Genomic DNA, 13,125 nt, shown 5'->3' with positions numbered 1-13,125 from the left:
CTGACGCTCACGCCGGGATCAGGCTGTCGGCGCGCAGCAGGCTTTCCAGACAGTGCTCCTGAATGCCATAGAACGCCTTGAGCTGGTCGATCTTCTCCAGCAGCGCGGTGTTGTCGGCCGCCTGCCGGCGCTTGACGGCCAGGATCATCTTGTTCTTGTTGGTGTGCTCCAGGGAAATGAACTCGAACACCTTGGTGTCGTAGCCACAGGCCTCCAGGTACAGCGCGCGCAAGCTGTCGGTGAGCATCTCGGCCTGCTGGCCCAGATGCAGCCCGTACTGCAGCATGGGCTGCAACAGCGACGGGCTGTGCAGTTGCGGGCGGATCTGCTTGTGGCAGCACGGCGAGCACATGATGATCGACGCGCCACAGCGGATGCCGGTGTGCAGGGCGTAATCGGTGGCCACGTCACAGGCATGCAGGGCGATCATCACTTCGATGGCCGCCGGCACCACGCTGCGTACATCGCCGCACTCGAACACCAGCCCGGGATGCTCCAGGCGCGCGGCGGCGGCGTTGCACAACTGGACCATGTCCGCACGCAACTCCACGCCGGTCACCTGCGCCTCGCGGCCCAGGGTGTTGCGCAGATAGTCGTGCATGGCGAAGGTCAGGTAGCCCTTGCCCGAGCCGAAGTCGGCGACCCGCAGTGGCTGTCCCGGAGTCAATGGCGCACTGCCCAGGGCATGCTCGAAGACCTCGATGAACTTGTTGATCTGCTTCCACTTGCGCGACATCGAGGGAATCAGCGCGCCTTGCGCATCGGTCACGCCCAGGTCGCGCAGGAACGGCCGCGACAGCTCCAGATAGCGCTTCTTCTCACGGTCGTGCCCCGCGCTGGCCTCGGCACGCGGCGCCTGGGCAGCATGGCGCTGCAACTGCGGCTTGCCTTTCTTGCTGAAGCCCAACTGCACCTCGCCCTCGGCACTGAACAGGTGCGCATTGCGAAAGCTGCCCGGCAGCAGTTCGGCGACCAGTGCCAGGGCGTCGTCCAGCGGCAGGTTGCGGGTGATGTCACGGGTCTGGTGCCGATACACCAGCGACAGGCACGGCTGCTGCTTGAGCAGCACGGGCTTGGCGATGATGCGTTCGAGCGTGGTATCGGCGCCCACGTGACGAGCCAGCACCAGCTTGGTCAGGGTCTGGCCGTGGAGAGCGTCGGCCAGCAGGCCGAGGAATTGGCCACGGGCGTCCGGCGCGGGCGTTGGGGATGACATGGAGCAGGCCTCGAAATACGCGATGGGCGCCATTCTACAGGCTTTGCCCGGCCTGATGGCGGCAGCGCCGATCAGGGCTCAGTCCAGCACGACCAACTGGTTGGTCAGCTGGTTGCGGCGGCCGACCGATGGCAGCGTACGCCCCAGCAACTCGCCGCAGGCATCGATGCATTCGACCAGGCCCAGCACGGTCCGGCCCTCGCCCACCCGTTCGGCAAGCCGTGCCACCAGCGCCGCACGGGTCGGCTCGTCCAGATGCTGCGCAGTGCCCGAATCGGTGAGGATGGTCACGTAGCGCTCGGCTTCGCAGACGAAGATCAGCACGCCAGTGGCGCCCGCGGTGCGTTGCAAGTGCTGCTGGTGGAACTGCTGTCGGGCCAGGGCGGCCGCGCAGCGCCGGCGCAGCAGGCTCGGCACCAGTCGCGCCGCCACCGGCGTGTGGCGCAGCACGAGGCAGCAGACGACGAACAGCAGCACCTGCGTGACCAGCACGCCGCGCAGGCTGGGCCAGCCCGACAGCAGATGCACGGCACTGGGCAGCACGATGGCCAAGAGTGCGGCCCACAGCAGGGGCAGATAGGCGTAGTCGTCGGCGCGGCGGGCCAGCACCGTCACCAATTCGGCATCGGTGCGCCGCTCGGCCCGGGCGATGGCCTCGGCCACCTGGCGGCGCTGATGCTCGTCGATAGGCGTCATACCTGAAGAGTCTCGTTCGTTCTTATTGTGGTGATCCCGACAACGGGACGCAGGAGTGTATCTCATCGCGCAGCGCTTATAGGGCATAATCCGCCGCAATCGACGGGCGCTCGCTGCCCGCATGCCACAACAACAGCCGCCGCCACGCAGCCGCGGCGCGCGCACATTGGGACTGGGGAATTGATCATGAAACTGTCGTTGCTGGGCCTGGCCATGGGCCTGGTCAGTCAGGTGGCCCTGGCCACGTCCACGCCGCCCCTGCAGGACAAGGCGGCCTTCATCGATCATCTGCTGGGGCAGATGAGCGTCGATGAGAAGATCGGTCAGCTGCGCCTGATCAGCATCGGCCCGGACATGCCGCGCGAAAAGATCCGCGAGGAAATCGCCGCCGGACGCATCGGCGGCACCTTCAACTCGCGTACCGCCCCGGAAAACCGTCCGATGCAGGACGCCGCCATGCGCAGCCGCCTGAAGATCCCGATGTTCTTCGCCTACGACACCCTCCACGGTGAACGCACCATCTTCCCGATCAGCCTGGGCCTGGCGGCCACCTGGGACATGGACGCCATCACCCAGGTGGGCCGCACCTCGGCCATCGAAGCGGCCGCCGACTCGCTGGACATGACCTTCGCCCCCATGGTCGACATCGCCCGCGACCCGCGCTGGGGCCGTACCAGCGAAGGCTTCGGCGAGGACACCTACCTCACCTCGAAGATCGGCCAGACCCTGGTGCGCGCCCTGCAAGGCAAGAGCGCGGCCGAACCGGACAGCATCATGGCCATCGTCAAGCACTTCGCCCTGTACGGCGCCGTGGAAGGCGGACGCGACTACAACACGGTCGATATGAGCCTGCCGAAGATGTACAACGACTACCTGCCCCCCTATCGCGCCAGCCTCGACGCCGGTGCCGGCGGGGTGATGGTGGCGCTGAACTCGATCAACGGCGTGCCGGCCACCGCCGACACCTGGCTGATGAACGACCTGCTGCGCAAGCAGTGGGGCTTCAAGGGCGTGGCCATCAGCGACCATGGCGCGATCCAGGAACTGATCCGCCACGGCGTGGCGCGTGACGGCCGCGAGGCGGCCAAGCTGGCGATCAAGGCCGGCATCGACATGAGCATGAACGACACCCTGTACGGCCAGGAGCTGCCCGGACTGTTGAAATCCGGTGAAGTCACCCAGGCCGAACTCGACCAGGCCGTGCGCGAAGTGCTCGGCGCCAAATACGACATGGGCCTGTTCAAGGACCCGTACGTACGCATCGGCAAGCCCGAGACCGACCTCAAGGACTACTACGGCGAAGACCGCCTGCACCGCGACGCTGCCCGCGACGTGGCGCGACGCAGCCTGGTGCTGCTGGAGAACCGCCAGCAGACCCTGCCGCTGAAGAAGGCCGGCACCATCGCGCTGGTCGGCCCGCTGGCCGATGCCCCCATCGACATGCTCGGCAGCTGGGCGGCCGACGGCCGGCCCGAGCATTCGGTGACCGTGCGCGAAGGCCTGCGCCGCGCCACCGATGGCAAGGCCAGACTGCTCTACGCACGCGGCTCGAACATCACCGGCGATAAAGCGATTTTCGATTACCTGAACTTCCTCAACTTCGCCGCACCGGAAATCGTCGACGATCCGCGTCCGCCCGCCGTGCTGATCGATGAGGCGGTCAAGGCCGCTCGCCAGTCCGATGTGGTGGTGGCGGTGGTCGGTGAGTCGCGCGGCATGTCCCACGAATCGTCCAGCCGCACCACCCTGGAAATTCCGGCGGTGCAGCGCGAATTGATCAAGGCGCTCAAGGCCACCGGCAAGCCGCTGGTGCTGGTGCTGATGAACGGCCGACCGCTGTCGATCGGCTGGGAGCGCGAGCAGGCCGATGCGATCCTGGAAACCTGGTTCAGCGGTACCGAGGGCGGCAATGCCATCGCCGATGTGCTGTTCGGCGACTACAACCCGTCCGGCAAGCTGGCGATCACCTTCCCCCGCTCGGTCGGGCAGATCCCCATGTACTACAACCACCTGAGCATCGGTCGGCCCTTCACACCTGGCAAACCTGGCAACTACACCTCGCAGTACTTCGAGGAGCCCAACGGCCCGCTGTACCCCTTCGGCTATGGCCTGAGCTACAGCGACTTCGAGCTGTCGGACTTCACCCTGTCCAAGACCGCCCTGAAGCGTGGCGAGCCGCTCCAGGCCGAGGTGACGGTGAAGAACACCGGCAAGGTCGAGGGCGAAACGGTGGTGCAGTTGTACGTGCAGGATGTCAGCGCATCCATGAGCCGTCCGGTGAAGGAGCTGAAGAACTTCCAGAAGGTGGCGCTCAAGCCGGGTGAGGCACGCACCTTGAGTTTCCGCCTGGACGAAGACGACCTGAAGTTCTACAACGGCCAGTTGCAGCACGTGGCCGAGCCCGGACAGTTCAACGTGCAGATCGGCCTGGACTCCCAGAACGTGCAGCAGCAGAGCTTCGAGCTGCTGTAGATCGCCGCGCCCGCTCGTGGAGACTCGCCGCCTGCGCGGGTTGCTCCACGATCCGGCCTTCGCCCAGCCACAGCGGACCGTCCCATGCCCTCACCCTTGCGCATCCTGCGTCTGGCCCTGATCACGCTTGCGATCGTGGCCGGCACCCTGTTCTGCGCAAGCTGGGCCATGCACCACGCCACGCGCCAGGCCATGCAGGCCGACGCGCGGCGCGCCAGCGAGCAATTGGCCCTCTACGCCAATGGCCTGCACACCCTGATCGAACGCTACCGCGCCTTGCCTGCGGTACTGGCGCTGGATCCGCAGCTGATCGACGCGCTGCGCGGCACGGTGAGCGCGCCGCTGCAAGAAGTGCTCAACCACAAGCTCGAACGCATCAACGGTGCCGCCAATTCTTCCACCCTCGAACTGCTCGACCGCACCGGCCTGGCGGTGGCGGCCAGCAACTGGCGCCTGCCGACCAGCTATGTGGGCTCCAACTACGGCTTTCGGCCCTACTTCAAGCAGACCCAGGTGCAGGGCAGCGGCAGCTTCTATGCCGTGGGCGTGACCAGCGGCGTGCCCGGCTACTTCCTGTCCAGCGCGGTGCACGATGAACAGGGGCGTTTTCTCGGCGCCATGGTGGTCAAGCTCGAATTCCCCGAGCTGGAGCGCGAATGGCGCCAGGGCAGCGACATTCTGCTGGTCAGCGATGCGCGCGGGATCATCTTCATCGCCAACCAGAATGGCTGGCGCTACCGCGAACTGCAGCCCCTGGGCGATGAGGACCGCGCCGAGCTCGCCGAAACGCGTCAGTACGACCGCCAACCGCTGGTGCCCCTGCAACACCGTCTGCTCAGCCGTTTCGACGAACGCAGCACCTTGCGCCAGGTGCAAGGGCCCGACGGCAACGCCGACTACCTGTGGGAAAGCCTGCCGCTGGGCACCGAAGGCTGGACCCTGCACCTGCTGCGCAAGCCCCAGGTCAGCGAAGATGCGCGCAATGCGGCGCTGCTTGGCGCCGCAGTGTGGTTGAGCCTGGCGTTCGCCGCGCTGTTCGTCAGCCAGCGCCTGCGCATCGCCCGCCTGCGCCAGCGCAGCCGCGAGGAACTCACGCAGCTGGTGGAGGCCCGCACACGGGAGTTGCGCACGGCCCAGGAAGGGCTGGTGCAGTCGGCCAAGCTGGCGGCGCTGGGGCAGATGTCCGCGGCATTGGCCCATGAGATCAACCAGCCGCTGACCACCCAGCGCATGCAGCTGGAAACCCTGCGCCTGCTGCTCGACCATGGCCGCCTGGAACAGGCGCGCGAGGCGCTGGTGCCGCTGGAACAGATGCTGGTACGCATGGCGGCGCTCACCGGGCACCTGAAGACCTTCGCCCGCAACAGCCCGGTGGGCCTGCGCGAACGCCTGGACCTGGCCGCCGTGGTCGACCAGGCGCTGGAACTGATGGACGCGCGCCTGCGCAGCGAGCAGGTCGAGGTGGCGTTGCACCTGGCGCGTCCGGCCTGGGTACGCGGCGACGCGATCCGCCTGGAGCAGGTGCTGATCAACCTGCTGCGCAACGGGCTGGACGCCATGGTCGACAAGCCCCAGCGGCGCCTGGAAATCCGCATCGAGGCCGCAGAAGGGCACTGGCGCCTGAGCGTGCTGGACTGCGGGGGCGGCATTGCGCCGGCCGATCTGGCGAAGGTGTTCGATCCGTTCTTCACCACCAAGCCGGTAGGTGAAGGGCTGGGCTTGGGCCTGGCCATTTCCTATGGCATCGTCCATGAAGCGGGCGGGCGATTGCAGGTCGAGAACCTGCCCGGCGGCGCCTGCTTCACCCTCACCCTGCCCCGCGATCTGGAGCCTGCATGTTGAATTCAGTGATGGTCGTCGACGACGAAGCCAGCATCCGCACGGCCGTCGAGCAGTGGCTGAGCCTGTCCGGCTTCAGCGTGCAACTGTTCGCCCGTGCCGAGGACTGCCTGGCGCAATTGCCCGCCCATTTCCCCGGTGTGGTGATCAGCGACGTACGCATGCCAGGCATGGACGGCCTGCAACTGCTGGAGCGTCTGCACACCCAGGATGCCGAGCTGCCCGTGATCTTGCTGACCGGTCATGGCGACGTGCCGATGGCCGTCGAGGCCATGCGCACGGGTGCCTACGATTTCCTGGAAAAGCCCTTCACCCCCCAGCACCTGCTGGGCAGCCTGCGCCGGGCGCTGGACAAGCGCCAGTTGGTGCTCGACAACCGCGCCCTGCATCAGCAGGCCGATCTCAAGGAGCGCTTGCAGGCGACGCTGCTGGGCATGTCGCCGGGGCTGCAACAGTTGCGCCGACAGGTGCTGGAGTTGGCCGCGGTACCGGTCAACGTGCTGATTCGCGGCGAGACCGGCAGCGGCAAGGAACGGGTAGCGCGCTGCCTGCACGACTTCGGCCCGCGCGCCGACAAGCCCTTCGTGGCCCTGAACTGCGCCGCGATCCCCGAGGCGCTGTTCGAGGCCGAGCTGTTCGGCCATGAGAGCGGCGCGTTCACCGGCGCCCAGGGCAAGCGCGTCGGCAAGCTGGAGTACGCCAATGGCGGAACGGTGTTTCTCGACGAAATCGAAAGCATGCCGCTGGCGCAGCAGGCCAAGCTGCTGCGGGTGATCCAGGAGCAGAAACTGGAGCGCCTGGGGGCCAACCAGAGCATCAGCGTGGACCTGCGCATCATCGCCGCGACCAAGCCCGATCTGCTCGAAGAAGCCCGCGCGGGACGCTTTCGCGAAGACCTGGCGTATCGCCTGAACGTCGCCGAGCTGCGCCTGGCGCCCCTGCGCGAGCGGCGAGAAGACATTCCGTTGCTGTTCGAGCATTTCGTGCGCGGCACCGCCCAGCGATTGGGCCGCGACGCCGCGCCGGTCTCAGGTGCGCTGCTGGCGCAGCTCCTGGCCCATGACTGGCCAGGCAACGTGCGCGAGCTGGCCAACGCCGCCGAACGCCATGCCCTGGGCCTGGATTCGGCCCAGCACGCAGTGGCGCCTGCCGGGCAATCGCTCGGCGAGCAGATGGAAGCTTTCGAAGCCCAGTGCCTGCGGGCTGCGCTGCGCCTGCACCAGGGCGAAATCAAGGCGGTGATGGAAGCACTGCAACTGCCACGGCGCACCTTGAACGAAAAGATGCAGCGCCACGGCCTGCTGCGAGAAGACTTCATCGAGGCTCCATAGGCGGATTCCTGCCGATCGACGTCCGCTGATGAGCGGAATTCCGCTCACCGATAGTTTGTAGGGTGATGAATTGGCAGATGCGAGCGGGGCGCAGGACCTTGAACTGGGCGCCCGGCGCCCCCGAATGGGGCATCGTGCATCCATTTGGCACAGCTTCTGCACACACCAGTCCAAGCCGCGGTCTCGCGTGCCTCACAACAACAACGACAAAGGTGTCCCTGATGGATAACGCCACCACCCTGCCCGGCGGTGCGGCCACTGCGCCCGCTGCTCCCAAGACGACCGCCAGCCGGTTGAAATCGATCTTCAGCGGCTCGATCGGCAACATGGTCGAATGGTACGACTGGTACGTCTACGCGGCCTTCTCGCTGTACTTCGCCAAGGCCTTCTTCCCGGCCGGCGACACCACCGCACAACTGCTCAACACCGCTGCGATCTTCGCCGTGGGCTTCCTGATGCGCCCCATCGGTGGCTGGCTCATGGGCCTGTACGCGGACCGCAAGGGCCGCAAGGCGGCGCTGATGGCCTCGGTCCTGCTGATGTGCGCAGGCTCGCTGGTGATCGCCCTCACCCCCGGCTATGAAACCATCGGCGTGGCCGCACCCGTGCTGCTGGTGATCGCGCGTTTGCTCCAAGGCCTGTCGGTCGGTGGCGAATACGGCACCTCGGCCACCTACCTGAGCGAAATGGCCACCAAGGACCGTCGCGGCTTCTTCTCCAGCTTCCAGTACGTCACGCTGATCTCCGGCCAGTTGATCGCGCTGGCGGTGCTGATCGTCCTGCAGAACGTGCTCACCACCGAGCAACTGTATGCCTGGGGCTGGCGCGTGCCCTTCGTGATCGGTGCGCTGTGCGCGGTGGTGGCCCTGTACCTGCGCCGTGGCATGGAAGAGACCGCCTCCTTCACCAAGAAGGAGAAGTCCAAAGAAAGCCTGATGCGCACCCTGATGCGTCATCCCAAGGAGCTGCTGACCGTGGTCGGCCTGACCATGGGCGGCACGCTGGCCTTCTACACCTACACCACCTACATGCAGAAGTACCTGGTCAACACGGTGGGCATGAGCATCAGCGACTCGACCACCATCTCGGCCGCCACGCTGTTCCTGTTCATGTGCCTGCAACCGGTGATCGGCGGCCTGTCCGACAAGATCGGCCGACGTCCGATCCTGATCGCCTTCGGCGTGCTGGGCACGCTGTTCACCGTGCCGATCCTCAGCACCCTGCACACCATCCAGAGCTGGTGGGGCGCATTCTTCCTGATCATGGCAGCGCTGATCATCGTCAGCGGCTACACCTCGATCAACGCAGTGGTCAAGGCCGAGCTGTTCCCCACCGAAATTCGTGCGCTGGGCGTCGGCCTGCCGTACGCCCTGACGGTATCGATCTTCGGCGGTACTGCCGAGTACGTGGCGTTGTGGTTCAAGAGCGCCGGCATGGAGACCGGGTTCTACTGGTACGTCACCGGCTGCATCGCCTGCTCGCTGCTGGTCTACACGACCATGAAAGACACCAAGCAGCATTCGCGCATCACCACCGACTGACCGTCCGACGGTGCGCTCCGGGGCCTGGGTACGGCCCCGACCTGCGCAGGGCGATTCCCAGCCTGCGCAAGGCTTGGCACACTAGGCCTTTCGTCCATCCGGAGGAAGGGCCAGCGCCCTGTGCAGATGTACTACTACGAACCCGCTCAAGGCCACGGCCTGCCCCATGACCCTTTCAACGCCATCGTCGGCCCGCGCCCGATCGGCTGGATCTCGTCCCAGGATGGTGAAGGCCGCCTGAACCTGGCGCCCTACAGCTTCTTCAACGCCTTCAACTACATCCCGCCGATCATTGGCTTCTGCAGTGTCGGGCGCAAGGACAGCCTGAACAACATCGAGCAGACCGGTGAGTTCGTCTGGAACCTGGCCACCCGGCCGTTGGCCGAGGCCATGAACCAGAGCTGTGCGGCGGTGGGCCCCGAGGTCGATGAATTCCACCTGAGCGGCCTTACCCCCAGCGCCTCGAAGGTGGTGGCGGTGCCGCGCGTGGGCCAGAGCCCGGTGAACTTCGAATGCAAGGTGAGCCAGATCATCCAGCTCAAGCGTGCCGACCAGGCGCTGGTGCCCAGTTGGCTGATCCTGGGCGAAGTGGTTGCCGTGCACATCGCCGAGCACTTGCTCAAGGACGGCATCTACGACACCGCCGCTGCCGAGCCCATCCTGCGCGGCGGTGGCCCGGCGGACTACTTCGAATTGGGTGAGCTGTTCCAGATGCGCCGTCCGCAGGTCTGATCACCAGCGCAGTTCGCCGGCCTCATCGACGCCATGCAAGCGCTCGAGCTCCGCGCTCGCCGCCGCGTCGGTGGCCACTGCCGAGCTGAACACCTGGCCATCGAGCACTCGATGAAAGCGCGGCGCACTGCCGCCACCCAGTGCCTTGACCGCGATAGCAGCGTGATAGCCACCGCCTTCGGCCGGAATCATGGCGGAAACGGCTTCGAAGCCTGGGAATTCTCTGCGTGCCACGGGTGTGCTCCTGTCGTCTGTGGGGGTCTGCGGACCAGGCGGGGAGTCTACAGGCGCGGGGCGGTTTCAGTCGAAGGTCTGCAGGTCCATGCTCGCCACAACGCGGTCCTGCACCAACTCACCGAACAGGGTCAGCGTGGGCGAGGCGAAATAGCCGCTCATGGCCTGCTGGTCCTGCCAGCTGCCACTGAGCAGCCACAGGTCCACGTCGACCTGTGAGCGCTGCACGCTGAAGGCCAGGCAGCCGGGGGTTTGCAGGGAGGGTTCTAGCAGATCGCGCAGGCGCATGCCGAGTTCGGCCGAACGGCCGCTGCTGGCACGGATGAAAGCCAAATGGGTGACCGGTTGTCGCAGGGTCATGAGCGATCTCCTTGAACGCAGGCGGGACGGATAAGCCAGGCTGCCAAGATTAGGATGTGGGCCGCGCGTCGCGTTAGGCCAATACTGTCGCTCGATTGCCTGATTCTGCGAGCCGACAGGATCAGGCAATCGACCGACAGTATTCGGCTAGCGCTTGGCGTTGCCCAAACCTATGCTGGCCCGGTCTTCGGAGGAAAACACCATGACTACCGCCCTCGCCGCTCTCGACCCCACCCTGGAGCGCCAGCGCCAGGAGCTCGCCGAGCTGATCCTGCGGCACGCCGGCGACCCGCATGGCCCGCCGTCGGCCATCGAGCAGTTGTACCTGTCGCGCTACACCGACAACATTCGTTCCAAGCCCGGCCTCGCTCTACCGGCCCTGTGCGTGATGGCCCAGGGTAGCAAGAGCCTGTTCCTGGGCGACCAGCAGTACGCCTACGACCCTTTGCACTACATGGTGGTGTCGGTGGCCATGCCCATCAGCCGGGTGCGACTCGACGCCAGCCCCGAGCAGCCGGTGCTCGGCCTGCGCCTGGACCTGGACGCCGCCGAGATCAGCCAGTTGATTGCCGAAAGCGGCCCGATGCTGGTACCCAACGTGCAGTCGGGCCTGGGCCTGTACGTGGAAAGAACCGACCAATCGCTGCTCGACGCCCTGCTGCGACTGGTGCGCCTGCTCGACACGCCGCGGGACATCGCGATGCTGGCGCCGCTGTTTCGCCGGGAGATTCTCTATCGCCTGCTGCGCGGCCCGCAGGGCCATCGGCTGTACGAAATCGCCTTGGCCAACAGCCAGACGCACCGGGTCAGCCAAGCCATCGCCTGGCTCAACCAGCACTTCCATCTGCCGCTGCGCATCGAGGAGCTGGCCCGGGAGGTGAACCTGAGCACCTCGACCCTGCACCATCGCTTCAAGGCGGTGACCTCCATGAGCCCGCTGCAGTATCAGAAACAGCTGCGCCTGCAGGAGGCGCGGCGGCTGATGATCAACGACGGCCTGGAAGCAGCGGTGGCCGGGTACCGCGTCGGCTATGAAAGCCCGTCGCAGTTCAGCCGCGAATACAGCCGGCTGTACGGCGCACCACCCATTCGCGACATGGCGCGGTTGCGCGCAGGTGCGGGCTGAAAGAACTTCAGTAACCGACGGTGAAGCGCTGGCGTGAATGCGCCGGTCGCTCCAGTTCGTCGATCAGGGCGATGGCATAATCGGCGAAGCTGATCCAGCTGCGCCCGTCGGCACCGATCAGCAAGTGATCCTTGCCCACGGTGTAGCGCCCGCTGCGTTCACCTTCGACGAACTCGGCCGAAGGCGACAGAAAGGTCCAGTCCAGTTGCTGCTCCTGACGCAGGGTGTCGAGGAACTCGGCGCCGGCACTGGCCTCGGCCTTGTAGGCTTCGGGAAAGTCCGGACTGTCGATCACCCGTTGCCCTGACGGGAGCAGCAGACTGCCTGCCCCGCCGACCACCAGCAGGCGCTCGACCCCGGCGCGCTTGACCGGATCGATGACCGCCCGGGCCGGAAGCGTGGCGAAATGCGCTGCGCTCAGCACCGCATCGACGCCGCTCACGGCGGCCTGCAACGCCGTTGCATCGTTGGCATCAACGGCCTTGACCGTAACGCCGGCCCGACCTTGCAACGCCGAAGGGTCGCGGGCGATGGCAACTACTTCATGCCCGCGGCGCAGGGCTTCTTCCAACAACTGGCTACCGGCACGGCCGGTGGCACCGATGATTGCAATCTTGCTCATGGGACGGACTCCATCAGGATTGTAGGGGGTTACCATTTCACTTCGCCTTTGGCCACCTTGGCGCCCAGCTCCAGCGAGCTTTCGTCTTCCAGCGCCGGATAGCGCTGCTTCATGGCAGCGACCAGCGCCGACGAATCCTTCGCCTTGGCGGTCGCGGCGTCGAACGCACGGATATAGCCAGCCGTGAAGCGCACCGCCTCGAGCGAGCGGCTGCTCTGGCCCAGGTAGTGACCGGGGATCACCGTACGCGGCGCCAGTCGCTCGATACCGGCCAAGGTCGCCAGCCAGTCGGCATGGGACTTGGCCGACTGGGTGTCGGCCATCCACACATGGATGCCCTCGGACACCACGACACCGCCGACCACGGCCTTGATCGAAGGAATCCAGACGAAGCTGCGCTCGGGCTGCGGACCGTCCAGGCCGACGATCTGCAGCGTCTGCCCTTCGAGGGTCAGCCGGTCACCAGCGAGCACCTGCGGCACGATGAGTTTCTCAGGCTTGTCGGCGCCCATCTGCGGCCCCCAATAGGCCAGTTTGGCGTCCTGGGTCTGGCGAATGTGCGCGACGGTGGCTGCCGAAGCGAGCACCTTGGCCTCGGGGAAGGCGCGGGTCAGGGTGTCCAGGCCGAAGTAGTAGTCCGGATCGCCATGGCTGATATAGATGGTGGTCAGGTGCTTGCCGCTGGCCTTGATCCGCTCGACCACCTGTTCGGCCTGAGCCTTGCCGAACTGGGCGTCGACCAGCAGCGCATCGCGGGCGCCGCTGACGATCACCGAGCTGACTGGAAACAGGTCGTCGTGGCCCGGGTTGTAGACATCCAGGCGCAGAGGCTCGGCGGCCTGCGCCTGGGCAGTGATGGCAATGCAGCTGAGCAACAACGCACGCAAGGGAGAGAACACGCTCATGGGCCTGGTCCTGTGGCGGAAACGATGGAGCCCAGCTTAGTTGCCCGAATC

Annotated in this window: 12 protein-coding genes; 6 read left to right on the top strand and 6 right to left on the bottom strand. The window is 66.0% G+C overall.

Features of this window, described 5'->3' with window-relative positions; translation table 11 throughout:
- Window positions 1-7 precede the first annotated feature (7 nt).
- Both IAE34_RS15775 and IAE34_RS15770 read right to left on the bottom strand, forming a co-directional pair.
- Window positions 8-1,216, bottom strand: coding sequence for a class I SAM-dependent methyltransferase (locus IAE34_RS15775; protein WP_200139890.1), 1,209 nt, complete (start codon window positions 1,214-1,216; stop codon window positions 8-10).
- Window positions 1,217-1,294: 78 nt separating this feature from the next.
- Window positions 1,295-1,912: a TPM domain-containing protein gene (locus IAE34_RS15770; RefSeq protein WP_200139889.1), complete on the bottom strand. Its 618-nt coding sequence runs from the start codon at window positions 1,910-1,912 to the stop codon at window positions 1,295-1,297.
- 183 nt (window positions 1,913-2,095) lie between these two features.
- On the opposite strand from IAE34_RS15770, the gene bglX reads away from it, so the two are divergent.
- The 5 genes from bglX to IAE34_RS15745 all read left to right on the top strand — a co-directional run bounded on the left by bglX (window position 2,096) and on the right by IAE34_RS15745 (window position 9,827).
- Complete coding sequence (gene bglX, locus IAE34_RS15765) at window positions 2,096-4,384, top strand: beta-glucosidase BglX (RefSeq protein WP_200139931.1); 2,289 nt, start codon at window positions 2,096-2,098, stop codon at window positions 4,382-4,384.
- Between the two features lie 84 nt (window positions 4,385-4,468).
- On the top strand, window positions 4,469-6,226 hold the full coding sequence (locus IAE34_RS15760; protein WP_200139888.1) for a sensor histidine kinase: 1,758 nt from the start codon (window positions 4,469-4,471) through the stop codon (window positions 6,224-6,226).
- The gene (locus IAE34_RS15755; protein ID WP_200139887.1) at window positions 6,220-7,554 is read left to right on the top strand and encodes a sigma-54-dependent transcriptional regulator; all 1,335 of its coding nucleotides are present in this window, start codon (window positions 6,220-6,222) and stop codon (window positions 7,552-7,554) included. Before IAE34_RS15760 ends, IAE34_RS15755 begins: the two co-directional genes overlap by 7 nt.
- Before the next feature lie 221 nt (window positions 7,555-7,775).
- Window positions 7,776-9,095, top strand: a complete 1,320-nt coding sequence (locus IAE34_RS15750) for an MFS transporter (RefSeq protein ID WP_200139886.1) — start codon at window positions 7,776-7,778, stop codon at window positions 9,093-9,095.
- Between the two features lie 126 nt (window positions 9,096-9,221).
- Window positions 9,222-9,827 carry a flavin reductase family protein gene (locus IAE34_RS15745; protein WP_200139930.1) on the top strand — a complete coding sequence of 202 codons (606 nt, stop codon included), beginning with the start codon at window positions 9,222-9,224 and terminating at the stop codon, window positions 9,825-9,827.
- Here IAE34_RS15745 and IAE34_RS15740 read toward each other — a convergent pair whose 3' ends face one another.
- Both IAE34_RS15740 and IAE34_RS15735 read right to left on the bottom strand, forming a co-directional pair.
- Window positions 9,828-10,019: a hypothetical protein gene (locus tag IAE34_RS15740; RefSeq protein ID WP_233631186.1), complete on the bottom strand. Its 192-nt coding sequence runs from the start codon at window positions 10,017-10,019 to the stop codon at window positions 9,828-9,830.
- 108 nt (window positions 10,020-10,127) lie between these two features.
- Window positions 10,128-10,421, bottom strand: a complete 294-nt coding sequence (locus IAE34_RS15735) for a putative quinol monooxygenase (protein ID WP_200139884.1) — start codon at window positions 10,419-10,421, stop codon at window positions 10,128-10,130.
- A 202-nt stretch (window positions 10,422-10,623) separates the two neighbouring features.
- Here IAE34_RS15735 and IAE34_RS15730 point away from each other — a divergent pair, with 202 nt between their 5' ends.
- The gene (locus IAE34_RS15730) at window positions 10,624-11,547 is read left to right on the top strand and encodes an AraC family transcriptional regulator (protein WP_200139883.1); all 924 of its coding nucleotides are present in this window, start codon (window positions 10,624-10,626) and stop codon (window positions 11,545-11,547) included.
- A gap of 7 nt (window positions 11,548-11,554) precedes the next feature.
- Here the strand turns inward: IAE34_RS15730 and IAE34_RS15725 are convergent, their stop codons facing one another.
- On the bottom strand, window positions 11,555-12,169 hold the full coding sequence (locus IAE34_RS15725) for an NAD(P)-dependent oxidoreductase (protein ID WP_200139882.1): 615 nt from the start codon (window positions 12,167-12,169) through the stop codon (window positions 11,555-11,557).
- Window positions 12,170-12,198: 29 nt separating this feature from the next.
- Window positions 12,199-13,074, bottom strand: a complete 876-nt coding sequence (locus IAE34_RS15720; protein WP_200139881.1) for an MBL fold metallo-hydrolase — start codon at window positions 13,072-13,074, stop codon at window positions 12,199-12,201.
- Window positions 13,075-13,125 lie beyond the last annotated feature (51 nt).

Origin of the sequence: Pseudomonas sp. S30 (genome assembly GCF_016518545.1) — a bacterium.
Taxonomy (GTDB): domain Bacteria; phylum Pseudomonadota; class Gammaproteobacteria; order Pseudomonadales; family Pseudomonadaceae; genus Aquipseudomonas.
Note: the sequence above shows the minus strand (reverse complement) of the source record. Positions and strands in the feature narration are given on the sequence as shown.

Bases quoted from the DNA above. Each gene is read 5' to 3' on its own strand.
- IAE34_RS15775 (WP_200139890.1), bottom strand. From the start codon at position 1,216: ATGTCATCCCCAACGCCCGCGCCGGACGCCCGTGGCCAATTCCTCGGC.
- IAE34_RS15770 (WP_200139889.1), bottom strand. From the start codon at position 1,912: ATGACGCCTATCGACGAGCATCAGCGCCGCCAGGTGGCCGAGGCCATC.
- IAE34_RS15760 (WP_200139888.1), top strand. From the start codon at position 4,469: ATGCCCTCACCCTTGCGCATCCTGCGTCTGGCCCTGATCACGCTTGCG.
- IAE34_RS15755 (WP_200139887.1), top strand. From the start codon at position 6,220: ATGTTGAATTCAGTGATGGTCGTCGACGACGAAGCCAGCATCCGCACG.
- IAE34_RS15750 (WP_200139886.1), top strand. From the start codon at position 7,776: ATGGATAACGCCACCACCCTGCCCGGCGGTGCGGCCACTGCGCCCGCT.
- IAE34_RS15745 (WP_200139930.1), top strand. From the start codon at position 9,222: ATGTACTACTACGAACCCGCTCAAGGCCACGGCCTGCCCCATGACCCT.
- IAE34_RS15740 (WP_233631186.1), bottom strand. From the start codon at position 10,019: ATGATTCCGGCCGAAGGCGGTGGCTATCACGCTGCTATCGCGGTCAAG.
- IAE34_RS15735 (WP_200139884.1), bottom strand. From the start codon at position 10,421: ATGACCCTGCGACAACCGGTCACCCATTTGGCTTTCATCCGTGCCAGC.
- IAE34_RS15730 (WP_200139883.1), top strand. From the start codon at position 10,624: ATGACTACCGCCCTCGCCGCTCTCGACCCCACCCTGGAGCGCCAGCGC.
- IAE34_RS15725 (WP_200139882.1), bottom strand. From the start codon at position 12,169: ATGAGCAAGATTGCAATCATCGGTGCCACCGGCCGTGCCGGTAGCCAG.
- IAE34_RS15720 (WP_200139881.1), bottom strand. From the start codon at position 13,074: ATGAGCGTGTTCTCTCCCTTGCGTGCGTTGTTGCTCAGCTGCATTGCC.